This window comes from Antiquaquibacter soli, from assembly GCF_030580675.1.
GTDB classification, from domain to species: Bacteria; Actinomycetota; Actinomycetes; order Actinomycetales; family Microbacteriaceae; genus Rhodoglobus; species Rhodoglobus soli.
The window spans coordinates 43,384-65,512 of record NZ_JAUQUB010000003.1 but is presented as its reverse complement, the minus strand read 5'-3'; the positions used below and the strand labels follow the sequence as shown (position 1 = coordinate 65,512).

Genomic DNA, 22,129 nt, shown 5'->3' with positions numbered 1-22,129 from the left:
CGGGAATGCGGGCGCGGTACCCTCGCCGCATGGCGACCGAACCGAAGACCCGCCCCACCGACGCGGACGTGACCGCGTTCCTCGAGTCGGTTCCGGATGCCCGCCGCCGAGCCGAGGGGCACCGGGTCCGCGAGCTCATGGAGCGGGTCACCGGGGAGCCGGCGGTGATGTGGGGTCCGTCGATCGTCGGCTTCGGGTCCACGCCGTACACGAACACCACCGGGACGTACGACTTGCCGGTCGTCGGCTTCTCGCCGCGCAAGGCCGCGCTCACCTTCTACGGTCTGCACGAGTCATCCGGCGACGCGCTCCTGGAGCAGCTCGGCCCGCACACGACGAGCGTCGCGTGCCTCTACGTGAAGAGGCTCGACGCGCTCGACGAGAGCGTGCTCGAGCAGCTCGTCGCGAAGGCGTGGCAGCGGGCGTAGCGGCGGATCCGCGAGTTCCGGCGCGATCCGAACGCCGCGGCGTCCGGATTCCGCCGGAAAGGGCGGATGCGGCGGCTAGCGCGAGACGAGTGCCGAGATCGCACTCGTGAAGAACGTCAGGCCGTCGACGCCCGAGCGCATCGCGGCGGGGGTGTCCGGGCCGAAGCCGGGCTCCGTCGCGTGCTCCGGGTGCGGCATGAGTCCGACGACGTTGCCGCGCTCGTTGGTGATGCCGGCGATGTCGTCGATCGAGCCGTTCGGGTTGACGTCGAGGTAGCGGAACACGACGCGCCCCTCGCCCTCGAGCCGGGCGATCGTCTCCGCGTCGGCGATGAAGCCGCCCTCGCCGTTCTTCAGGGGGATCGTGATCTCCTGGCCGGCCGTGAAGCCGTTGGTCCAGTCGGTGGAGGTGTTCTCGACGCGCAGGCGCTGGTCGCGGCAGATGAAGTCGCCGTGGTCGTTGCGGATGAGGCCGCCCGGCAGCAGGTGCGCCTCGACGAGGATCTGGAAGCCGTTGCAGATGCCGAGCACGGGCATCCCCGAGTTCGCGGCGGACACGACCTCGGTCATGATGGGCGACACGGCGGCGATCGCGCCGCACCGCAGGTAGTCGCCGTAGCTGAACCCGCCGGGGAGGACGATCGCGTCGACGCCCTGGAGGTCGTGGTCGCCGTGCCAGAGGGCGACGGGCTCGGCGCCCGCGAGCCGCACGGCGCGCTGCGCGTCGCGGTCGTCGAGCGAGCCGGGGAAGGTGACGACGCCGATGCGCACTAGTGGGTCTCCCCCGCGGCGACGGTCTCGACATCGGCCTGGTGCACACTCACCACGTCCTCGATGACGGTGTTCGCGAGCAGGTCCTCGGCGATCTCGCGCACCTCGGCGAGGAGCGCCTCGTCCACGGGGCCGTCGACGGTGAGCTCGAAGCGCTTGCCGATGCGCACACCGGTGAACTCGCTCTTGCCGAGTCGCGCGAGGGCGCCGGCCACGGCCTTGCCCTGGGGGTCGAGCAGCTCCGCCTTGGGCATGACCTCGACGACGATGGTGGGCACGGTGGTCTCCCCGATTTCGACGGTGGGTGGGATGGCCCCAGTCTACCGTCCGGCGTCCAGCGCGATCACGTGGTCGGCGCGGCTCGCGGTGGCGGCGATGAGGCGGGCGTTGGACTCGTCGGGTCCGAGGGCCCAGGCACGGGCATCCGGCTCGCTCTTGCCGAAGCGGATGTGGCGCGCGACGAGCCGTTCGATGCGCACGGCGTCGTCGACCTCGATCACGAACGACTCGTCGAGCAGCGGCGCGACGCGCTCCCAGCCGCCGGAGTCGAGCAGCAGGTAGTTGCCTTCGACGATGACGGTGCACTTCTCCGGGGCGATCGTGATCGCGTCGGGCACGGGCTCCTCGATGGTGCGGTCGAACCCGCGGGCGAGCACGGCGACGTCGGAGACGCGAACGCTCTCGAGCGTCGCGACGAACGCGTCGACGTCGAACGTGTCGGGCGCCCCCATCCGGTCGCGGCGGCCGAGGTCGCGCAGCACCGATTGGGGGTAGTGGTAGCCGTCCATCGGCAGGAGCGCGGCGGTCGGGATGCTCCGCGCCACCGCTTCGGCGATGGTCGACTTGCCCGCCCCGGGTGCCCCCGCGATCCCCACCACGCGGCGCCGCTCGAGCGGCCTCGAGAGGTGGGTGACGAGCTCCTCGACCGACTCGAACCGCGACACGCCACCAGCCTAGGCAGCTAGCGCACGTAGGCGTCGAGCAGGGCCGCGTAGCCGATGTCCGCCGAGCCGCACGGGGTGCTCGTGATGGCGGACACGGACACCGACCACACGCCGGTGACATCCACGGTCTGCCGTTCGAGCGGCTGGCCGCGCGTGATGCTCCAGCGACCGATTTCCCCCGAGTAGTTCTCGGGCAGCACAAGTCGGCTGTCCTCCTCGGCGACGGCGCGCATCTCGATGTCCGCCGTCATCCCTTCGGGCGCGTGCGCCTGCAGTCCCAGGCCGAAGCTCAGCTCGGTGTAGTCCCCGTCGAGGTAGAAGATGATCTTGTGGGCCTTGCCTTCGCAGCCCACCCACACGCTCGAGCTGTGCTGGAACACGACGGTCCCGTCACCGACCGGAACCGGGGCGGCGACCTCTTCGGCGGGGTCGGCGACGATCTCCTGCGGCAGCTCGTACAGCCACGACGCCCCGGCGGGCTTGTCGTCGAGTTGCGTGGGGTCGCTGTAGCCGAGGGTGAATTGCACCGTGTTGGTCTGGCTGAGCTCGCGGCTGAGCCCGTCCATCTGCGTCGCGAAGAGTCCGGGCCCGGTGGTGAGAATGCTCAGCAGTGCGCCGCCGGCACCGGTGAGGATGCTCGCCGCGCACCCCCAGACGGTGCGCCAGGTCTCCCCGCTGGGCGACGAGGTCGCCGACTTCACGACGTCGACCAGGCACTCGGCTTTCGAGATGAGGTCGAGCCACTTCGACGGGAACATCATGCTCAGGCCGAAGAGGAGCGTGGTGACTTGCGACAGACCGGGCTCGACCTGGAGCGCGATCGTGTAGGGAGCCTCCCCGAGCTCGAACGATCCCTTCACGGTCTCGAGCGGCAGGAGCACGGTGTCGCCCTGGAGGCCCGCCGCGACGGTCTTGGCGAGCTCGATCGTGGCAATGCCGGAGAGCGTGAGGGCGGTGAGCGGCTCGTAGTCGGCCTGGGGTTCGGTGAGCACCTCCCACACGAGCCCGGAGTTCGACTGGAGGCTGAACTCCACCGAGTCGCCCTGCTCCGTCGCGCACGGCCAGACGATGTTGTCCGGGATGCTCGAGAACGTGAGTTCCTCGTCGGCGCCGACGCAGTCCGGGCGCGCGGTGTTCACTCCGGCGGACTGCTCGATCCAGTCCGCGACGGTGTCGCTGAACTTCTTCTCGTCGACGGCCACGGGGGAGAACCAGGAGAGGTGGTCGACGGTCGCCGTGACGACCCCGCGCTCGGCATCCCACTGAGAGTCGACGAACGCGGTGCCGGTGCCGGTGCTCGCGTCCTCGCCGAGGACGAAGACCGGGTCGTCCGATTCGGGCACGCTGAACTCGACCTCGAGCGGCTCGGCGGGCTGGAGCTTTCCGCCATCCAGGGTGAGGGAGACGGCGGTGCCCGTCGCGGCGGCGAAGGAGCTGACGTCGCCCGGGAGGGGCGCGTCGATCGCCTCCAGTCGCACCTCGGTGCCCTCGGGGGCGACACCAGCGGGACCCGAGACCGTCACGCCCGCGATTCGCGCGATGAAGCCCTCGCCGCCGACGACGACCCGGCTGGAGTCGCCGGGCAGGCACGCGGTCAGGGCGGTGGCGGTGAGGAGGGCGGCGAGCGCGGCGGCGACGACTCGGCGGACGATCATGAGGCTCCTGTCGAGTCCCGGGCAGTGAGGCGCGATCAGGATATCGGAGCCGCGGGTGCCGCATCGCCGGGTCCCCGGCAGGGCGTCGCAGGGCAGACTAGGCGGGTGAGCACCACCGTCCAATCGCGCATCGTCGGAACCCTCGTCGCGGGGCAGATCCTCCAGGGGCTCGGGCAGGGCGCGACGCTCGCGATGGGCGCCGTGATCGCCAACGAGATGGCCGGGCCGAGCTTCTCCGGCGCCGCGGCCACGGGGTCGACGCTGGGGGCGGCAGCAGCATCCATCCCGCTCGCGCGCTTCGCCCGCCGTATGGGGCGTCGGCCGGCGCTCGCGCTCGGGGCAGGGCTGTCGGGTGTCGGCTCGGTGCTCACGGTCGTCGCGACGGGCATCCAGGTGTTCCCGCTGCTCGTGCTCGGGTTCGCCCTGCTCGGCGTCGGCACCGCGGTGGGGCTCCAGGCGCGCTTCGCCGCGACGGACAATGCCGAGCCGGAGCGCCGCGGTCGCGACCTGTCGCTCGTGGTGTGGTCGACGACGATCGGCGCGGTCGCCGGGCCCAACCTGTTCGGCCCGGGGGAGGGCATCCAGCTCGCCCTCGGCCTGCCGGAGCACACCGGCTCCTTCGTCATCGCGATCGCCGCGCAATTCGTCGCGGTGCTGCTCTACCTCGTCGCGCTCCGGCCCGACCCGCTCGACCTCGCGCGCGGTCGCGTCGTCGAGCTCGCTCCGGCCGACGAGGGGATCGTTCGGGGCCGCACCGCTCTCGTGTTCGCAATCGCCGCGATCGCTGCGAGCCATGCCGTGATGGTGTCGATCATGTCGATGACGCCCGTCCACCTCACCACGCACGGCGCGAGCCTCACCGTGGTGGGCTTCACGATCAGCCTCCATGTCGCGGGGATGTTCGCGCTCTCGCCGCTCTTCGGCTGGCTCAGCGACCGCTGGGGCCGCATCCCGCTCATCCTTCTCGGACAGCTGCTGCTCGGTCTCGCCGTGCTGACCATCGGCTTCGGGGCGGAGAACGAGCTCGCCGTCGTCGTCGCACTCATCCTGCTCGGACTGGGCTGGAGCTCCGCGACGGTGGCGGGGTCGGCTCTCGTGTCCGACCTCGTGACGGGCGAGGCGCGGCTCAAGGTGCAGGGCCGCACCGACACGATCATGAGCCTCGCCGGGGCGAGCGGTGGTGCGCTCGCCGGACCGGTGCTCGCCCTCGTCGGCTACGCCGGGCTCGCGTGGGTCGCGGGGGTGCTCGTCGTCGCCGTAGTGCTCGCGGCTAGCATCGTGGGGCGGCGGGTAGCGCTCCCCCGCTGACCGGGTCGGCGACCGCCCACCCGCTCCTAGCGCGGGAGCTGGTGCCGAGCGCGGGAGGTGTGACTCCCGCGCGAAGCAGCACCTCCCGCGCGTGCGGTTGGGTGCGCCGGGTCGACGCCACGAGCGCCTCAGCCGCGCAGCATCCCCGCGCTGACCGCGTCCTCCACCGCGAACCGCGCCCAGTCGCGGTAGCCGATCGGGCCCGGGTGGAACAGGTCGCTCGCGAAGAACCCCTCCGTGTACGGCGGGGGCGGCGGCGACATGTGCGCCCCGGGAAACGCCTCGACCACGGCCCGCGCGCCGTCCTCGAGACTGCGGGAGTGCAGGTACAGGTGCCACTTGAGGGGTTGCGGCAGCAGCTCGAAGCGGAAGAACGCCGGCAGGCTCGACATGAGGATGGCGGCATCCGGCGACGCCTCCCGCAGCCGATCGAGCAGAACCCGGATGTCGCGCACGAACGCACCCCGCGAGCGCAGCCCGAGGGCGTCGTTCGCCCCGATGCTCAGGAACACCACGTCCTGCGGCCCGAGTGCGCACGCCTCGTCGAGGTAGCGCTCGATCAACTCGCGGGCGTCGGCGCCGTTCTCGCCGATCGCGCGCCAGCTCACCCCGCGGCCGGTGAGCGCGGACAGCTCGCGGCCGAGCTGACCGGGGAGGGCCTCGTCCTGGGTGTCGGCACCGACTCCCGCGGCGGTCGAGTCGCCGAGCACGAGCAGTCGGAGCGGGTCGGGGCCGGGGAGCTCCCCGTGCCAGGGGAGCGCGGCATCCGGCAATCGCGGGACGTCGCGGCGCAACCGTCGGCCCTGCAGGTAGACGACCGCACCGGTCGGGATGACGGCCACTCGGCTGAGTCGGCGAAGGGCGTTCACGGGGCCATGCTAGCTACGCTGGAGGCCATGGACACCTCCGGACTCGACGCCTTCCTCGCCGACCACGACTTCAGCGGGGCGGTGGTCGTTCGCCGCGGCCCGACGACGCTGTTCGAGCAGGCGACGGGGCTCGCGAGCCAGCGCTGGGGAGTGCCGAACACGCTCGACACGCGCTTCGACACCGCGTCGATCACGAAGCTGTTCACCGCGGTCGGCGTGCTGCAGCTCGTCGGCAAGGGCGAGCTCGACCTCGAGACGAGCATCCACCACTACGTCGACCTGGCGGGCACGACCATCAGCCCGGCCGTCACGCTGCTGCACCTGCTCACCCACACGAGCGGCATCGCGGATGACGCGGACGAGGAGGCCGGCGAGAGCTACGAGGCCCTCTTCACCGACATCCCGAACTACTCGATCATTCAGACGAAGGACTTCCTCCCGCAGTTCGTGCACAAGGAGCCGCTCGCGGAGCCGGGCACGGTGTGCCGCTACTGCAACGTGGGCTACGTGCTCGCCGGGCTGGCCATCGAGAAGGTCACGGGCGTGCCGTATCGGCAGTACGTGTTCGACGAGGTGTTCACGAGGGCCGGGATGCTCGACTCCGGTTTCTACGACCGCCGGGACGCCGCCCCCCGCGTCGCGGAGGGCTGGGACCTCGTCGACGGGGTGTGGCGCTCGAACATCTACTCCTACCCGCCCATCGGGTCGCCGGATGCCGGGGCGCAGGTCACCGCGGCCGATCTGCTGCGCTTCCTCGACGCCGTCCGCGACGGCACCCTCCTCGACGCGGAGCACACTGAGGAGTTCTTCACTCCCCAGGTGGAGCACGACGAGTCGACGATGTTCGGTTTCGGTCTCGAGTTCGACATGAACGAGGACGGCACGGTGCGCTCCTACTACAAGGAGGGCGTGAACCCCGGGGTGTCCGGGATCGTCCGCCACTACCTCGAGGACGGCGTCGACCTCGTCGTCCTCTCGAACTCGGAGGAGGGCGCGTGGCCGGTCATCCGCGAGCTCGACGAGCGGCTCGGCGGCTGACCGGCCACGCGAAGCCCTAGCTCGCCGCGACCACCCGAATGAGGTTCGCCCAGGGGTCGTCGAAGCTCACCGACCTACCGTCGTCTCGGGTCTCGACGCCGTAGTGCCTCATGCGCTCGACGAGCGCGCCGACGTCGTCCGTCGACGGCACCTCGATGTCGACCCGGCCGAGGCCGAGCGCGAGGCCGCGCTTGCCCGCGCCCTGGCTGTTCCACGTGTTCATCGCCATGTGGTGGTGGTACCCGCCCGCGCTCACGAAGAGCGCTTGCGGTCCGTAAGCGGCGGTCTCGTCGAAGCCGAGGCGCGACACGTAGAACTCGCGGGCGGACGGGATGTCCCCCACCTGAAGGTGCACGTGCCCGACACGGGCCCCGCCGATCGCGGGTGCCTCCACGGCCGCCTCGGTGAGGTGCTCCTGCAGGAACCGGTTCGGGTCGAGGAACACCGTCCCCATCTCGATCGTGCCGTGCGCCCAGCTCCACTGGGTGCGGTCGCGGTCCCAGTACAGCTCGACGCCGTTGCCCTCGGGGTCGGTGAAGTAGAACGCCTTGCTCACGAGGTGGTCGGAGCTGCCGGTGAACGTGTTCGGGTACTGGCGGGCGACCGAGTACACCGCGGCGGCGAGGGCCTCTTCGGTGTCGAACAGGATCGCGGTGTGGAAGAGCCCGGCATCTCGGGGGCTCGCGTGCTTGAGCTCCGGGGCGTGCTCGAGCACGATCGACGGGACGGCGCCGCGGCCGAGGACGACCGAGGAGGGGGTCTCCTCGAGGATGCTCAGGGCCACAGCATCCCGGTAATAGCGGGTCATCGCGTCCAGATCGCCGACGCGCAGTGTCACCGGGCCCATGGCGGTGTCGGCGGCGAGGAGGGGTTCGTTCGTGCTCATGTCGAACCCAACTTAGTTGAGAGTTCAAATATTCCGATAGCCTGGGGCGGTGGATGCCCGGCAGCAGGAGGCCTGGCGAGCGCTCGTGATGCTCGCCCACTCGCTCGATGAAGCGCTCGACCGGCAGTCGCGCCGGGACGGCGGCATCCCGCACGCGTACTACAAGCTGCTCGTCTTCCTGTACGAGGCGGGCGAGCACCGACTCACGATGTCCGAGCTCGCGGCAGAACTCGGGTACTCCACGAGCCGCCTCACCCACGCGGTCGCGAGCCTCGAGCGGTCCGGTTGGGTGCGCCGCTCCAAGTCGGCGAGCGATCGCCGCGTCACGCACCTGGAGCTGACCGGCGCGGGAGAGGGCGTTGTGCGCGCCGTCACCCCGGGACAGGTCGCGGAGGTGCGTCTCCCCGCCCTCCACGGGCTCGCGGATGCCGAACTCGAGACCCTCGCGGCGCTCGCCACCGGCATCAGCGCGCGACTGCGCTAGCGGTACTCCACGCTCTCGAAGACGGCCGTGCCCGACTCGTCGATCGAGCTGATCGCCCCCGACTGCTCGAACCCGTCGATCACGCTCTGCGCGGTGCCGCGCTCCGTCGCGGTCTCGTAGTCCGCATCCAGGCGCAGGGTGCCGGGGGAGGCGGGGATGACCGCCCACCCGTCCCCGGCGGAGTACTCGCCGAAGGTCACGGCGGGGCGGGTGACGAGGGTCCAGCGGACGTTCGAGTAGGTCGCGTCATCCTGGGCGACGGAGAATCCGCAGTTCGGCTGGGGCGCGAGGACCGGTTGGGCGAGGCACGCGTCGAGAGTCGCATCCACGGCGGAGGTGGCGGCGGCGACTCCCGCGTCGGTGAGTCGCACCGGGAGCGCGACGGTGGCCGGGTCATCCGTGTCGTCGAAGCGCAGCGAGACTGTGACCGGCTCGGCGCCGTAGTAGTCGGTGCCGCCGATCGGCTCGAAGTCGTACGTGCCGGGGAAGGCTGGGACATCGAGATCGAAGGCGCCCTCGAGCCCGCCGAACTCGGTGCCGTTGACCTCGAGCCCCATGCTGTCGGGCCGCGCGAACGTCACGTACACGGAGGGGAGGGCGTCGCTCGAGATGCGCCACACGTCGAAGAGCCCGAGATCCTTGCGCACGAGCACGAGAGGCAGCTCCTGCGTGTACCGCTCGCCCGCCTGCTCGAACTCGACCTCCGCCGTGGCGCTCGATCCGTCCACCGCGGTGGAGAGCACCGTGTAGCCGTCGAGGCGGTCGGAGGTCGCCGCGTACGTGTCCGGCTGGAGGAGCACGGGATTGCCGCTCGGGATGCTCGCCAGGAGCGACTGGGCGCCCGCGGCATCCCCGGCCACGAGCTCGTCGAGGAACGCCGACGCCGCGGCCTGCGGCGTGCGTTGGGCGGACACGATCGCGACGGCGACCGCCGCGCCGCCGAGGAGGGCGAGCAGCGCGCCCCCGGCGAGCACGACCGGGACCCACCGCCGACGACGGCCGGGGACGGCCGGGATCTCCGTGTGAACGACCGGCGCGGCGGGCTCGAGGGGAGCGGGGCCGGGCGGCGGCAAGACGGTCATGCGATTAGCATGCCCGACGCGGGGGGCGCTGGGTGAGCTTTACACACCACCGGTGAGGCGCTCGAGGAGCTCCCGGTAGCGCGCGGCGGTCTGCTCCACGATCTCGTGCGGGAGAGTCGGCGGGGTTCCTGTCTTGTCCCAGTTCGCCGCGAGCCAGTCGCGCACGATCTGCTTGTCGAAGCTCGAGAGCCGATCGGCGCCACCGGCGGCGTAGAGCTCGGCGTCCCAGTACCGGCTGCTGTCGGAGGTGAGCACCTCGTCGGCAAGGGTCAGCTCGCCGGTCTCCGGGTCGGCGCCGAACTCGAACTTCGTGTCGGCGAGGATGACACCGCGTTCCTCCGCGATCGCCGAGGCCGCCGCGAAGATCGCGAGCGAGGCATCCCGCAACGCCGTCGCGGCGTCGAGGCCGACGAGCTCGACGCTGCGCTCGAAGCTGATGTTCTCGTCGTGCTCGCCCATCGGTGCCTTGAACGCGGGAGTGTAGATCGGCTCCGGCAGGCGGTCGCCCTCGCCGAGGCCGGCGGGAAGCGGGATGCCGCACACCGACTGCGACTGGCGATACTCGGCCCACCCGCTGCCGACGAGGTAGCCGCGCACGACGCACTCGATCGGGTACATGTCGAGGGTGCGGACGAGCATGGCGCGGCTCGTGACCTCCGCCGGGATCGCCGACTCGTCCGCGGCCAGATGGTTCGGAACATCCAGGTGCGCGAACCACCAGCGGCTGAGCCGCGTCAACAGCTCCCCCTTGCCCGGGATGCCCGGCTCGAGCACGTGGTCGAACGCGCTCACCCGGTCGCTCGCGACCATGAGCACGAGGCCCGGATGCTCGGCCGACCGGTACAGGTCGCGCACCTTGCCCGAGTAGACGTGCTCCCAGCCGTCGAGCACCTGCCCGGCCCCCTTCGTCGCGTCGTCGCTCACTGCGCGACCCGCTGGGCGATGTCGGTGCGGTAGTGGGCACCCTCGAGGGAGATCGACTCGAGGGCGGTGTAGACCTTGCGCCGGGCATCCGCGAAATCTGCACCGAGGCCGACGACGCTGAGGACGCGACCGCCGGTGGCGACGTACTGGCCGTCGACGAGAGCGGTCGCGGCGTGAGCGATCGAGACGTCGTGGACGATGTCGAGGCCGGTGATCGGGCGGCCGGTGATCGGGTCCTCCGGGTAGCCCTCGCTCGCGAGCACGACCGTGACCGCGACGTCGTCCGAGAACTCGGGGCGTGGGTGCGACGCGAGCTCGCCCGTCGCCGCCGCGAACAGCAGCCCGGAGAGGGGGGTGCGCAGCCGGGGCAGCACGACCTGAGTCTCGGGGTCGCCGAAGCGCGCGTTGAACTCGATGACGCGGATGCCCTTGCTCGTGACGATGAGCCCGCAGTAGAGCAGACCGATGAACGGGGTGCGCTCGCTCGCGAGCTGGCGGATCGTCGGGACCGCGATCGTGTCGATGACCTCGTCGACGAAGCCCTCCGGCAGCCACGGCAGCGGGCTGTACGCGCCCATGCCGCCGGTGTTGGGGCCCTCGTCGCCGTCGAAGACGCGCTTGTAGTCCTGCGCGGGCGACAGCGGAAGCACGGTGTGGCCGTCGCTCAGCAGGAAGAGCGAGACCTCCTGGCCGGCGAGGTACTCCTCGACGAGCACCGCTCCCTGGGCGAGCCAGTAGTCCGCGTGGGCGACGGCGGCGTCGCGGTCCGGGGTGACGAGCACCCCCTTGCCGGCGGCGAGTCCGTCGGCCTTGATGACGTAGGGGGCGCCGTACTCGTCGATGGCCTCGAGCGCTTCGTCGATCGTGCCCGCGCGGGTTGCACGGCCGGTGGGGACGCCCGCGTCATCCATGATCCGCTTCGCGAACGTCTTCGAGCCCTCGAGCGCGGCGGCGGCCTTGCCGGGACCGAAGACGGCGATGCCGCGCTGGCGGAGGGCGTCCGCGACACCCGCGACGAGCGGTGCCTCCGGGCCGATGACGACGAGCTCGATGTCGTTGTCGAGGGCGTAGGCGCTCACGACGTCGCCTCGCGTCGGGTCGAGGGCGACCGTGTCGACGACCGCCGCGATGCCCGCGTTGCCCGGTGCTGCGATGATCTCGTGGCCCGCGTTCTCGCTGAGCAGGGAGGTGATGATGGCGTGCTCACGCGCACCGGAGCCGAGGACGAGGATTCGCACGCCTCAACCCTACCTAGCGCGTGGATGCACGGAACCGACACAATAGGGCCGCCGCCGCATCCCACCGCATCCTGCCGCATCCCACCGCAAGGGAGAGACCATGACCGACGCCGAGCACGTGCGCCCGAAGGCGCCCCTCACCCAGCGAGTGTGGCTCGCCGTCTACTGGGCGGCGGCCGTCATCAACACGTGGCTGCTCGTGATCGGTCTCGCGAGCGCCGCCGAGTTCGAGCTGCCGTCGCTCGTCGCCGTCGCGCTCGCCTTCGTCTCGACCCTCATCGGGGCACTCTTCGCGACCTTCATCCTGCGCCACGGCGTCACCACGACCGTGTTCGTGAGGTCAACGACGACGGTGCGCGTCATCGCCGTCGCGTGGGTGCTGCTGGAGCTCGCGATCGTCTCGACCGGCGTGCTCTCGGTGGTCACCGGGATCGACACGCGCGACCTCGACTGGTCGGCAGGGTTCGCGGGCGCGGTCGGGTCGATCTCGATCCTCGCGGTGCTCGGCCCGGGCTACAAGGAGTACCGCGAGGCGGTTGCGCCGTAGGGCCGTAGCGTGGGCGGTGGTCGCGCGTAGCGTAGGGGTATGCCTCCGAAACGGATTCCTGCCGAGATCGGCGTCGCGGCGGTCGAGGCGGCGCTCGCCGGTTCCGCGCCCGACCGGGCGACCGCTGTGCGCTACCTGCTGCAGGTGCTCGCCGAGTCGGCCGAAGGCAATTCGGTCGAGGTGCGTGTGCCTCCGTTCGGTGCGGTGCAGGCCATCGAAGGGCCGCGCCACACGCGAGGCACGCCCCCGAACGTGATCGAGATGGATGCCGCGACCTGGCTCGCCCTCGCGACGGGGTCGCAGCCCTGGGCGGAGGCCGTCGCATCCGGGTCCGTGCACGCCTCAGGCTCCCGAGCCGACCTGTCCGGCTATGTCCCCGTCCGGTGGGTGGGAGAATAGTTCCGTGACCGATCAGCCCACCGAAGTCCGCGTGCGCCGCGCGCCCAAGTTCGGCGCGTTCATGGTCGTGGGCGGCGGGCTCGCGCTCATCGCGACGCTCATCGTCACCTCTCTCTTCCCGTCGGATCCGGCGGTCGGCTTCGCGGCGCTGTTCGCGTACTTCTCGCTCTACACCGTGCCGTTCGGTGTTGCGGTGGGGGCTCTCGTCGCGCTCGTGCTCGACCGCCGCTCGTCGAAGCGGGCGCGCGTCGTCGCGGCGGAGGTGGAGTCGGTGGAGGCGCCGGCCTTGGAGGCCGAGGTTGTCGACGAGGACGACTCTCCTCAGAAGTAGTTCTCCACAGATTCTGATTCAGTCGAACATAGGTTCGATAGTCCGGGCAAAATGGGGGTATGACTTCTCCTGCCCTGACCGCTCTGCGTGAGCTGCTCGACGCCCTGCCGTCGGGTGTGGACGGGGTGGTGGCGGTGGAGGAGATCGGTCGGGTCGTGGATGCCGCGCGGGTGCGGGTCGCGGGTTCGGTGGATACGGGGGCGGCGGAGGCTTTGGGGTTCGCCTCGCCGGTGGCGGCGGTCGCGACTCTGGCGCGGGTGTCAGAGAAGACGGCCCGGGCCCGGTTGGCGGTCGCGGCGGTCACACGGGTGGACCGGTCGTTGACGGGGGCGGAGGTGCCGGCACGGTTGCCGGTGCTGGCTGCCTCGTTGGAGCGGGTGGGGTTGGATGCTGCTGAGCTCATCACTCGACAGCTCGGTGCCGTGCAGGCGCACGTGGAGCCGGGGTTGCTGGGGGCGACCGAGCAGGTCTTGGTGAACTTGGCCTCCGGGTCGGATGCTTCTGGTTCGCACCCGGTGGTGCCGCAGTCGGTGACGTCGCTGGCGGGACAGTTCTCGCTGATCACCGCCGCGATCGACCCGGACGGGGCCAGGCCGCGGGAGGAACGCGCGAGGCGGCGCCGGTCGTTTCGAGCCGGCAGCCCGGATGCGGATGGTCTTGTCCCGGTGTCAGGGCTATTGATGCCTGAAGTGGGGTCGCTGCTGCTGGGGTTGATGGAGGCCCACCGCCGCACCCCCCGGTTCACTGAGGAACCCGACCTCGCGCTCTACGAGCCAACTGATACCCGCACCCCGGAGCAGCGCCGCCACGACACCCTCGCGACCATCCTCATCGCCGCCGCCCGCGCCAAAGACGCCCCCGTGTTGGATGGGATGCCCGTGACGGTGGTGGTCACCACCACCCTGGAGGATCTCGCCCACGAGGACGGCCGCGCGGGTGACCCGATCGGTGTCATGGCCGGATCGAATGTCCCCGTCTCCCGGGCCAGTATCGAGCGCTTCATCGACGCGAACGGGTTCCGCATCGTCACCCTCACCGCCGCCGGCGCCGCGTTCGGGATCAGCACACCCCAACGCTGCTTCACCCCCACCCAACGCCTCACCATCGCCGCCCGTGACGGCAACCGCTGCTCCACCCCCGGCTGCACCAGCCCCCACTACGCCTTACAGGTACACCACGTCACCCCCTGGAGGGACGGCGGACCCACCCACGTCGACAACGGCATCCTGCTCTGCTACTGGCACCACCACACCGTCGACACCGGACCCTGGCACTGGCGCATCACAGACGGACTCCCCGAAATCCGAGGACCCGGCATCCCCCACTGGACACCCACCAGATCAACCACACCACGCGTCGCCGCCGCGTAGCCGCACGCCCGGGGGCGGTTACGCGCGCCGGTAGCCCGAACCGTCGGCGGCGCGGTGCAGGAGTCCGGCATCCACGAGATATCGGCGCAGCGTCGCGACGTCACCCGTCACGAGGGACAGGTGCTCGCCGACCTCCGCCTCGGTGAGCTCCCGCTCGGGCAAGCGGGCAGCGACCCACCGCAGCAACTCGAGGCGGTCCTTGGGCCGGGCCGGGAACGAGTCGATGCGTCCGTCTCGCAGCCAACGGTCGACCCCCTCGCGCGTGACCGCCGGGTTCTCGGCGAGAAGCCGCGCGAAAGCATCCGTCGCCCGCCCGTCGGCATCGACGAGACCCGCCGCCGCCAGCTCGTCGAGAGCCTTGCGAGTGCGCTTGTCGTCAGGCTGCTCCTGGCCGAGCAACGCCCGCGCCCACGTCTCGGCGCGGTGCGGGTCGGCCAGAGCGGCCGCGAGTCGACGCCACTGGTTCATGCGGGTCATCCTGCCAGGCTCACCGGTCAGTACGAGTACGCCGACGTGATGCCGAAGTACTCCTCGACAGTCAGGCCGGTCGTGACCAGCTCGGTCGCGAGCGGCACGCCCACGAAGCGGAGGTGCCAGGGCTCCCAGATGTAGCCCGTGATCGCCTCCTTACCGGGCGGGTAGCGAACGATGAAGCCGAAGCGGTGGGCGTTGTCGCGCACCCAGATGCCCTCCGGTGTGGAGCCGAACGCCTCAGTGATCGAGTTGAGGTCGAACGTCAGACCCGTCTGGTGCTCGCTGTGACCGGGTCGAGCCGAGTGCGTGTCGGCCTCCGCCTGACCCTGCGTCGCCACATAGTTTCCGTAGATCGCCTCCTGCGACGCGAACGACCGGAACCCGCTCGAGATGTAGAGGTCCAGACCCAGACTCGCCGCCTCCGCCTGCATCGCGGCGAACGCCGCCTCCGTCTCCGGCGTCAGCCCCGCACCATAGCTGCTCGGGATCCGAAACGTCTTGTTCGCGATGAGGGTGCCGTTGATGATCGTCGGCTGCACCGACGCAGCGTCCAGCGAGCGCGACGCGACCTCATGCGCGGCGAGGGCCGTCGTGAACGCGGTGCGGAACGCGGTCACGAGACCGACGAGGTCCGCATCATCCGCGGGCTCCGCCAGCGCGTCGAGCGCGGTCGTGTACGCGGCAGCCGCATCGGCGGGAGCGTGCGGCGGGGTGGGCGTGTTCAGCCCCCACGCGTGCACGGACGCCACCACCGAGCGGGATGCCCCGGCCACAGCATCCCGGTCCGCGGCAAGCGACGCGACCCGGTCCTCGAGCACCGCCGTTTCCCCCTCGACACGGGCGGTGACCGCATCGATCGCGGCAGCGTCGCCGGGGCTCGCGGGCACTGCGGCGGTCACGGGCGGCTCGCCGGCATCGACGGTGACGGCGGCGAGGGCATCCAGCGTCGCGGGGTCCGCGACCGCACCCCGCCCGACGACCGCCACGAGCCCGGATGCCTCGTCCCCCGCCGCGAGCAACGCCGCCCGGGCCTCCTCGACCGCCGCCGCAGCGGCATCCCGTTCGCCGACGGCGGCAGCGAGCCGCGCGGTCGCCGCGTCGAGCTCCGCCCGCTGCGGCACGACCACCGCGACGACGACGATCGCGGCCGCCACGAGAACGGCGACGATCCCGACGATCGGAAACAGGAAACGGCGCCGATCGACCTGCATCAGCTCAGCTGGGTCGCCTCGACCCACGCGAGGTACTCGGGGGTGACCGACCCGGTGACGTAGTCGCCCGTGAAGCAGCTCATCTCGAGGGCCGTGACATCCGAACCCTCGATGATGGCGGCCTGCATGTCGGCGACCTCCTGGTAGATCAGGTAGTCGGCACCGAGCTCGGTCGCGATCTCCGGGTAGGTGCGCCCGTGCGCGATGAGCTCGTGGCGCGACGGCATGTTGATGCCGTAGACGTGCGGGAAGCGCACGGGCGGCGCCGCCGACGTGAAGGTGACCTTGTTCGCGCCGGCCTCGCGCGCCATCTGCACGATCTCCTTGGAGGTGGTGCCGCGCACGATCGAGTCGTCGACGATGAGCACGTTCTTGCCCTTGAACTCCGTCGACATCGCGTTGAGCTTCTGCTTCACCGACTTCTTGCGCTGCTCCTGGCCGGGCATGATGAACGTCCGGCCGACGTAGCGGTTCTTGTAGAAGCCCTCGCGGTACTCGACCCCGAGCTTCTGTGCCACCTGCATGGCGGCCGGCCGCGACGAGTCAGGAATGGGCATGACGACGTCGATGTCGCCCATCGGCGTGTACTTCGCGATCGTGTCGGCGAGCCGGTTGCCCAGCCGCAGCCGCGCCTCGTACACCGAGATGCCGTTCATCACCGAGTCGGGTCGAGCGAGGTACACGTACTCGAACGAGCAGGGGATGAGCCGGGGGTTCGCCGCGCACTGCCGGCTCGTCATCTCGCCGTCCGGGGTGATGAAGACCGCCTCACCGGGAGCGATGTCGCGCACGAGTTCGTAGCCACCCGACTCCAGGACGAGGGACTCGGATGCCACGACCCACTCCGCTCCGACGAATCCTGTGCTGCGCTTACCGAGCACCAACGGGCGGATGCCGAACGGGTCGCGGAACGCTAGGAGTCCCTTGCCGGCGATGAGGGCGATGGCCGCGTAGGAGCCCTCGACGCGCTCGTGCAGTCGGGTGATCGCGCCGAAGACCTGATCGGGGTCGAGGTCGTTGCCCGAGATCTGCGCCTGCAGCTCGTTCGCGAGCACGTTGACGAGCAGCTCGGTGTCGCTCGACGTGTTGAGGTGGCGCCGATCGATGTGGAAGAGCTCCTCGGTGAGCTCTCGCGTGTTCGTGAGGTTGCCGTTGTGCACAAGGGTGATGCCGTACGGCGCGTTCACGTAGAACGGCTGCGCCTCCTCCTCGCGGTTGGCGTTGCCCTTCGTCGCGTAGCGCACGTGGCCGAGACCCATCGTGCCCAGGAGGCTGCGCATGTCGCGCGTGCGGTACGCCTCGCGCACCTGCCCCTTCGCCTTGAACATGTGCAGCGTGCTGCCCTCGGAGGTTGCGATGCCGGTGGAGTCCTGGCCGCGGTGCTGGAGCAGCGAGAGCGCGTCATAGACCTGCTGGTTGACGGGATGCGTGGAGACGATGCCGACGATGCCGCACATGAGCTGCGGGGACTCCCTGGTGCTCGGAGGGGTGTCGTACCAGAGGCGGTACATCTAAGTTTCGCATACAGTTCGCCGGGAACCGCCTGTCATCACTTCGGATGAAAGCTCGCCTTCATGCTGGAATCCGGGGATGACGCGGCCTACCGTTGCGGCATGGAGAAGCTCAAGCCCGCGGTACGCCTGCTGCTCAAGCACTTCCGCTGGATCCCCGTCGCCGGGGCCGTCGCCTACCTCGTGCTCTGGATCATCGCCGAGGCCGGTCGCGCGAGTCTCGACGGGAAGACCGTCGTCTTCGCGCTCTTCGCTGTCGCAATCGGCCTGTCGGGGTTCCTGCCTCTCGTCTCGCTCGGCCTCATCACGGTCATCCCGATCCTGCAACTCGTGGGGGTGCTGTATCCCGTCGCGGCGCAGACCTGGCCCATGTACGAGGCGGCGGGATTCGTCGCCCTGGTCGTCGCCTTCACCGGAGAGGGGCTCGCGCGCAAGGTCGTTCTGCCGGTCGGAGTGGTGACCGCGCTGCTGTTCGCGTCGAGGATGATGATTCCGAGCATCCAGGAGGGCTACTGGACCAGCTGGGTCGGCGGGGTCAACTACTCCGGCTCCTACCCCCACCGCGAGCACTTCATCACGCTGACCGTGGTCGCCCTCGTCTTCTACATCTCGCTCTGGTCGATCGGGATCGCCGGTCGCAGCCTGCTGCGCGAGCGCCGCATCGGCCGGGAGCTCTCGACCGCCGAGGTCCGACTCGTCGAGACCGACCTCGAGCTGCGCCTCGCCGAGGACCGCGCGCGCATCTCCCGCGACGTGCACGACGCCCTCGCCCACTCCCTCGCCGTCATCGTGTCGCAAGCGGAGGGCGCGCTCGCGCTCCAGTCGAAGAAACCCCGGGTCGCCGGCGACGCGCTGTCCACGATCGCGGAGGTGGGTCGCGGAGCGCTCACCGATGTGCGGACACTCGTGGAACGCATCCACGACGACGACCTCACGGCTGTCACCCCGGGCATCCAGGACCTCGACGACGTCATCAAGCGCATGCGCGGAGTGGGGATGGATGCGACCCTCCAGATCCTCGGGGAGCCCCGCGAGCTCGCTCCCGCCAAGCAGCTCGCCGTATTCCGGATCGTGCAGGAGAGCCTCACGAACGCCCTCAAGCACGCGGGCCCCTCGTCGACGGCCCGCGTCACCCTCGACTGGCAGGGACCGGGCCTCGCGGTGCTCGTGGTCTCGAGACCGGGCGGCGACGCGCCCGCGACGTCGGCCTCGCGCGGCGTGGGCATCGCGGGGATGAAGGAGCGCGCCCGACTCGCGGGCGGCTGGTTGAGCGCCGCGCCCGACGGCGAGGGGTTCCTCGTGACGGCGCTCATCCCCACTCGGCCCGTGCCGGCATCGGAGGATCTCGTCGATGCCTGAGCGGGTTGTGAAGTCTGAGCAGGCGCCCACCCGCGTCCTCGTCGTCGACGACCAGCCGCTCTTCGCGTCGGGCATCGCGATGCTCATCGACGCGCAGGACGACATGGAGTGCGTGGGCACGGCGGACGACGGTACCGAGGCGGTCGCGCTCGCGGCTGCGGCGCATCCCGACATCGTGCTCATGGATCTGCGGATGCCCGGAAGCAACGGCATCGACGCGACCCGATCCCTCCTCGCCACCGCGGACGCCGACGGCCGCCCGCGCGTGATCGTCCTCACGACCCTGCGGCGCGACGATGTCGTGGTGCAGGCGCTCGACGCGGGGGCGAGCGCGTTCCTCACGAAGGACGCCCGCCCCGCGCAAGTGCTGTCGAGCATCCGCACCGTCCACGCGGGCGACGCGATCCCGGACCTCGCCGAGACCCTCGAGCTCGTCGCACAGATGGGCGGGCCGACTTCGTCGTCACGGCGGCAGGCGGCGCTGGATGCCCTGAGCCCGCGGGAGCGCGAGATCTTCCTGCTCGTCGCGCGAGGTCTCTCGAACGCCGAGATCGCGACCGCGGCCTACGTGAGCGAAGCCACCGTCAAGACCCATGTCGCGGCGATCCTCCGCAAGCTCGACCTGCGCAGCCGAGTGCAGGCTGTCGTGTTCGCGCACCGGCACGACCTCGTGATCGCGTGATCGCGTGACGGCGAGGCGCGATCACGTGACCGGTACGCTGGTCGGGTGAGCGGCAACTCCTCCAGCTACGCCCGCGCCGGTGTCGACACCGAGGCCGGCGACCTCGCCGTCGAACTCATGAAGTCCGCGGTCTCGCGCACGCACGGCCCGAACGTCTTCGGCGGCGTCGGCGGCTTCGCGGGCATGTTCGACGTGTCGTTCCTCAAGGCCTTCGACCGCCCCATCCTCGCCACCTCGACCGACGGCGTCGGCACGAAGGTCGCGATCGCCCAAGCGATCGACAAGCACGACACGATCGGCCAGGACCTCGTCGGCATGGTCGTCGACGACATCATCGTGGTCGGCGCGACTCCCCTCTTCATGACGGACTACATCGCGTGCGGCAAGGTGTACCCGCAGCGCATCGCCGACATCGTCCGCGGAATCGCCGAAGCGTGCGAGGCGACCGGCACCGCTCTCGTCGGAGGAGAGACGGCCGAGCATCCCGGACTCCTCGGCCCCGACGACTACGACGTCGCGGGCGCGGCGGTCGGCGCTGTCGAAGCGGATGCCCTGCTCGGCCCCCACCGCGTCGCCGACGGCGACGTCGTGATCGCGATCGCCTCGTCCGGGCTGCACAGCAACGGCTTCTCGCTCGTGCGCCACATCCTCCGCGAGCGCGGCATCGGCTTCACCGATACCTCGGCGGAACTCGGCGGTCTCGTGGGAGAGGTGCTGCTCGAGCCGACGCGCCTGTACACGACGCCGCTCGTGGGGCTGCTGGGCGAGCATCCCGGAGCCGTCCACTCGCTCAGCCACGTCACCGGGGGCGGCATCGCCGCGAACCTCGCGCGCGTGCTGCCCGCGGGCACGTGGGCCGAGCTGGAGCGCTCGACGTGGTCGCCGCCGGAGGTGTTCCGCGCGCTGTCGACCATGGCGGGCGCGACCCTCGAATCGAGTGAGGGCACCTGGAACCTCGGCATCGGAATGATCGCCGTGGTGGACCCGGATGCTGCGGACGCGGTCATCGCGTCGCTCGCCAGCTCGGGGCTCCCGGCGTGGGTCGCCGGTCGGGTGAGCTCGGGGGCCTTGGCGCCGAGCGACGACTGGGTGCAGGGTGCCAAGGGAGTCGACGGCGGCGCCGTACGACTCACCGGGGAGTACCGCCCGTAGCGGAGTCCGCGCTAGGCGGTCTTCGACTCCTCGTCGGAGTCCTCGAGGTCGTCCTCGTAATCATCGGCGTACGTGTCGACGTACTCCGGCCACTTCTCCAGGTCCTCGGACAGGCGCGCATCGCCGGAACCGGCGAGCTCGCGCTCGAGAGCGTTGTAGTTCGTGTCCGGGCTGAAGTACTTGAGGTCTCGAGCGACCTTGGTGTGCTTTGCCTTTTGACGGCCGCGCCCCATGCGAGACCCCCTCTTGTGTCTGCGAACAGGGTGAATGAAAACTAGCGACGATCTTATCACGCAGGCCCGAGCCCGGGCCGCTATCCACTACGCTCTCGGCGCACTCCGGGTAACGTTATGCCAGTGACCGATGAGCGCGCCGACACCTCCGTCGTCGTCATCGGTGCTGGACAGGCGGGGCTGTCCGTCGGCTACTACCTCCGGCGACTCGGACTGGACCCGGGCAACGATTTCGTGCTGCTCGATCGCGGCCCCGGAACCGGCGGCGCGTGGCAGTTCCGCTGGGAGTCGCTGCGCATCGGATCGGCGCACAAGATCAACGACCTCCCGGGCATGGAGGAGCTCGGCCTCAGCTTCGAGACGGCCGACCGCCACGCCCCGGCCAAAGACATCGTGGCCGAGTACTACCGGCAGTATGAGCAGCACTTCGGGCTGCAGGTCGTGCGCCCCGCCGACGTCACATCCGTCGAGAACTGGGGGACCGACCTCAAGGTCAACTTCACCCTCGACGGTGACGACGAGAAAGAGGTGACCACGGTGACGATCGTCAATGCGACCGGCACGTGGGGCGCCCCGTTCATCCCGTGGTACCCGGGTCTCAAGTCCTTCGAGGGCCGCCACCTCCACACCGGCGAGTACCGCTCGGCCGAGGACTTCCGCGGCCAGAGCGTCGTGGTCGTCGGCGGGGGCACGTCGGCGATCGGCTTCCTGCTCGAGCTCGAGGGCGTGGCATCCGACCTCACCTGGGTGAGCCGGCGTCCGATCGACTTCCTCGAGGACGGCGACCTCAACCTCGAGGCCCGCATCGAGGCGGTGCGGATGCAGGACGAGGCGGCCCGCGCGGGTCGGGCGCTCCCCTCGATCGTCAGCGGCACGGGAGTGCCGCGCACGCGCCGCATCCAGGCGGGAATCGACCGGGGTGTGCTCACCCCCCGCCCCATGTTCGCCTCGATCGAGCCCGACGGCGTGCGCTGGGCCGACGGCGCGTTCAAGAAAGCCGACGCGATCATCTGGTCCACCGGGTTCCGGCCCGAGCTGCGCCACCTCGCCCCGCTCAAGCTGCGGGAGAAGGAGGGCGGCGTCGTCGTCGCTCAGGGCGCATCCTGGAAGGACCCCCGCATCTTCTTCGCAGGCTACGGCCCGCAGGCGTCCACCATCGGCGCGAACCGGGCGGGCAGGATGATCGCCCGCCAGGTCATCGCGACTCTCTCCAAGCTCCAGGCATCGAGGTAA

At 70.4% G+C, this 22,129-nt stretch carries 25 protein-coding genes; 12 read left to right on the top strand and 13 right to left on the bottom strand.

The features are described from left to right. The first annotated feature begins 29 nt into the window (after window positions 1–29). Window positions 30–428, top strand: coding sequence for a DUF1801 domain-containing protein (locus Q5716_RS12315; RefSeq protein ID WP_305003443.1), 399 nt, complete (start codon window positions 30–32; stop codon window positions 426–428). Window positions 429–503: 75 nt separating this feature from the next. Here Q5716_RS12315 and purQ read toward each other — a convergent pair whose 3' ends face one another. Genes purQ through Q5716_RS12295 form a run of 4 tightly spaced genes read right to left on the bottom strand, consistent with a single transcriptional unit; the run spans window position 504 to window position 3,798 of the window. Beyond that, entirely contained in the window at window positions 504–1,199 is a 696-nt protein-coding gene (gene purQ / locus Q5716_RS12310) for a phosphoribosylformylglycinamidine synthase subunit PurQ (protein WP_305003442.1), read from the bottom strand. After that, a complete protein-coding gene (purS, locus tag Q5716_RS12305; protein WP_305003441.1) occupies window positions 1,199–1,477 on the bottom strand; it encodes a phosphoribosylformylglycinamidine synthase subunit PurS in 279 nt (92 codons plus the stop codon). Before purS ends, purQ begins: the two co-directional genes overlap by 1 nt. 42 nt (window positions 1,478–1,519) lie before the next feature. After that, window positions 1,520–2,143 (bottom strand): nucleoside/nucleotide kinase family protein, encoded by a 624-nt coding sequence (locus Q5716_RS12300; RefSeq protein ID WP_305003440.1) that lies wholly within the window; start codon window positions 2,141–2,143, stop codon window positions 1,520–1,522. 17 nt (window positions 2,144–2,160) lie between these two features. Continuing rightward, window positions 2,161–3,798: a hypothetical protein gene (locus tag Q5716_RS12295; protein ID WP_305003439.1), complete on the bottom strand. Its 1,638-nt coding sequence runs from the start codon at window positions 3,796–3,798 to the stop codon at window positions 2,161–2,163. A gap of 105 nt (window positions 3,799–3,903) precedes the next feature. Here Q5716_RS12295 and Q5716_RS12290 point away from each other — a divergent pair, with 105 nt between their 5' ends. Beyond that, entirely contained in the window at window positions 3,904–5,106 is a 1,203-nt protein-coding gene (locus Q5716_RS12290) for an MFS transporter (protein WP_305003438.1), read from the top strand. A gap of 128 nt (window positions 5,107–5,234) precedes the next feature. On the opposite strand, the gene Q5716_RS12285 is transcribed toward Q5716_RS12290, so the two are convergent. After that, a complete protein-coding gene (locus Q5716_RS12285) occupies window positions 5,235–5,975 on the bottom strand; it encodes an SGNH/GDSL hydrolase family protein (RefSeq protein ID WP_305003437.1) in 741 nt (246 codons plus the stop codon). Window positions 5,976–6,002: 27 nt separating this feature from the next. Here Q5716_RS12285 and Q5716_RS12280 point away from each other — a divergent pair, with 27 nt between their 5' ends. Then, complete coding sequence (locus Q5716_RS12280; protein WP_305003436.1) at window positions 6,003–7,013, top strand: serine hydrolase domain-containing protein; 1,011 nt, start codon at window positions 6,003–6,005, stop codon at window positions 7,011–7,013. Window positions 7,014–7,029: 16 nt separating this feature from the next. Here the strand turns inward: Q5716_RS12280 and Q5716_RS12275 are convergent, their stop codons facing one another. Beyond that, window positions 7,030–7,899 (bottom strand): VOC family protein, encoded by an 870-nt coding sequence (locus Q5716_RS12275; protein WP_305003435.1) that lies wholly within the window; start codon window positions 7,897–7,899, stop codon window positions 7,030–7,032. Between the two features lie 49 nt (window positions 7,900–7,948). Here Q5716_RS12275 and Q5716_RS12270 point away from each other — a divergent pair, with 49 nt between their 5' ends. Beyond that, the gene (locus tag Q5716_RS12270; RefSeq protein WP_305003434.1) at window positions 7,949–8,383 is read left to right on the top strand and encodes a MarR family winged helix-turn-helix transcriptional regulator; all 435 of its coding nucleotides are present in this window, start codon (window positions 7,949–7,951) and stop codon (window positions 8,381–8,383) included. Here Q5716_RS12270 and Q5716_RS12265 read toward each other — a convergent pair. Genes Q5716_RS12265 through purD form a run of 3 tightly spaced genes read right to left on the bottom strand, consistent with a single transcriptional unit; the run spans window position 8,380 to window position 11,627 of the window. Further along, window positions 8,380–9,465: a hypothetical protein gene (locus tag Q5716_RS12265; RefSeq protein ID WP_305003433.1), complete on the bottom strand. Its 1,086-nt coding sequence runs from the start codon at window positions 9,463–9,465 to the stop codon at window positions 8,380–8,382. The genes Q5716_RS12270 and Q5716_RS12265 overlap by 4 nt on opposite strands. Window positions 9,466–9,504: 39 nt before the next feature. Further along, entirely contained in the window at window positions 9,505–10,389 is an 885-nt protein-coding gene (locus tag Q5716_RS12260) for a phosphoribosylaminoimidazolesuccinocarboxamide synthase (protein ID WP_305003432.1), read from the bottom strand. Continuing rightward, entirely contained in the window at window positions 10,386–11,627 is a 1,242-nt protein-coding gene (gene purD / locus Q5716_RS12255; protein WP_305003431.1) for a phosphoribosylamine--glycine ligase, read from the bottom strand. The genes Q5716_RS12260 and purD overlap by 4 nt, the downstream gene beginning before the upstream one ends. Window positions 11,628–11,727: 100 nt before the next feature. On the opposite strand from purD, the gene Q5716_RS12250 reads away from it, so the two are divergent. Genes Q5716_RS12250 through Q5716_RS12235 form a run of 4 tightly spaced genes read left to right on the top strand, consistent with a single transcriptional unit; the run spans window position 11,728 to window position 14,274 of the window. Next, on the top strand, window positions 11,728–12,174 hold the full coding sequence (locus Q5716_RS12250) for a hypothetical protein (protein ID WP_305003430.1): 447 nt from the start codon (window positions 11,728–11,730) through the stop codon (window positions 12,172–12,174). Window positions 12,175–12,213: 39 nt separating this feature from the next. Further along, entirely contained in the window at window positions 12,214–12,573 is a 360-nt protein-coding gene (locus Q5716_RS12245; RefSeq protein ID WP_305003429.1) for a sterol carrier family protein, read from the top strand. A gap of 4 nt (window positions 12,574–12,577) precedes the next feature. Next, complete coding sequence (locus Q5716_RS12240) at window positions 12,578–12,904, top strand: hypothetical protein (protein WP_305003428.1); 327 nt, start codon at window positions 12,578–12,580, stop codon at window positions 12,902–12,904. A gap of 59 nt (window positions 12,905–12,963) precedes the next feature. Further along, complete coding sequence (locus Q5716_RS12235; RefSeq protein WP_305003427.1) at window positions 12,964–14,274, top strand: HNH endonuclease signature motif containing protein; 1,311 nt, start codon at window positions 12,964–12,966, stop codon at window positions 14,272–14,274. An 18-nt stretch (window positions 14,275–14,292) separates the two neighbouring features. On the opposite strand, the gene Q5716_RS12230 is transcribed toward Q5716_RS12235, so the two are convergent. Genes Q5716_RS12230 through purF form a run of 3 tightly spaced genes read right to left on the bottom strand, consistent with a single transcriptional unit; the run spans window position 14,293 to window position 17,416 of the window. Then, entirely contained in the window at window positions 14,293–14,751 is a 459-nt protein-coding gene (locus tag Q5716_RS12230; protein ID WP_305003426.1) for a DUF2087 domain-containing protein, read from the bottom strand. Between the two features lie 17 nt (window positions 14,752–14,768). After that, entirely contained in the window at window positions 14,769–15,959 is a 1,191-nt protein-coding gene (locus tag Q5716_RS12225) for a M15 family metallopeptidase (RefSeq protein ID WP_305003425.1), read from the bottom strand. Further along, window positions 15,959–17,416 carry an amidophosphoribosyltransferase gene (gene purF / locus Q5716_RS12220; RefSeq protein ID WP_305003635.1) on the bottom strand — a complete coding sequence of 486 codons (1,458 nt, stop codon included), beginning with the start codon at window positions 17,414–17,416 and terminating at the stop codon, window positions 15,959–15,961. The genes Q5716_RS12225 and purF overlap by 1 nt, the downstream gene beginning before the upstream one ends. A gap of 117 nt (window positions 17,417–17,533) precedes the next feature. On the opposite strand from purF, the gene Q5716_RS12215 reads away from it, so the two are divergent. From Q5716_RS12215 to purM, 3 genes are read left to right on the top strand one after another with little or no spacing between them, the layout of a single operon-like run. Next, window positions 17,534–18,829: a sensor histidine kinase gene (locus Q5716_RS12215; RefSeq protein ID WP_305003424.1), complete on the top strand. Its 1,296-nt coding sequence runs from the start codon at window positions 17,534–17,536 to the stop codon at window positions 18,827–18,829. After that, window positions 18,822–19,511: a response regulator gene (locus tag Q5716_RS12210; protein WP_305003423.1), complete on the top strand. Its 690-nt coding sequence runs from the start codon at window positions 18,822–18,824 to the stop codon at window positions 19,509–19,511. Before Q5716_RS12215 ends, Q5716_RS12210 begins: the two co-directional genes overlap by 8 nt. Window positions 19,512–19,556: 45 nt before the next feature. Then, window positions 19,557–20,663 (top strand): phosphoribosylformylglycinamidine cyclo-ligase, encoded by a 1,107-nt coding sequence (gene purM, locus Q5716_RS12205; protein WP_305003422.1) that lies wholly within the window; start codon window positions 19,557–19,559, stop codon window positions 20,661–20,663. Between the two features lie 11 nt (window positions 20,664–20,674). Here the strand turns inward: purM and Q5716_RS12200 are convergent, their stop codons facing one another. After that, complete coding sequence (locus Q5716_RS12200; protein ID WP_305003421.1) at window positions 20,675–20,896, bottom strand: DUF3073 domain-containing protein; 222 nt, start codon at window positions 20,894–20,896, stop codon at window positions 20,675–20,677. Window positions 20,897–21,019: 123 nt separating this feature from the next. Between Q5716_RS12200 and Q5716_RS12195 the strand changes: the two genes are divergently transcribed. Continuing rightward, window positions 21,020–22,129, top strand: a complete 1,110-nt coding sequence (locus Q5716_RS12195; RefSeq protein WP_434056615.1) for an NAD(P)-binding domain-containing protein — start codon at window positions 21,020–21,022, stop codon at window positions 22,127–22,129.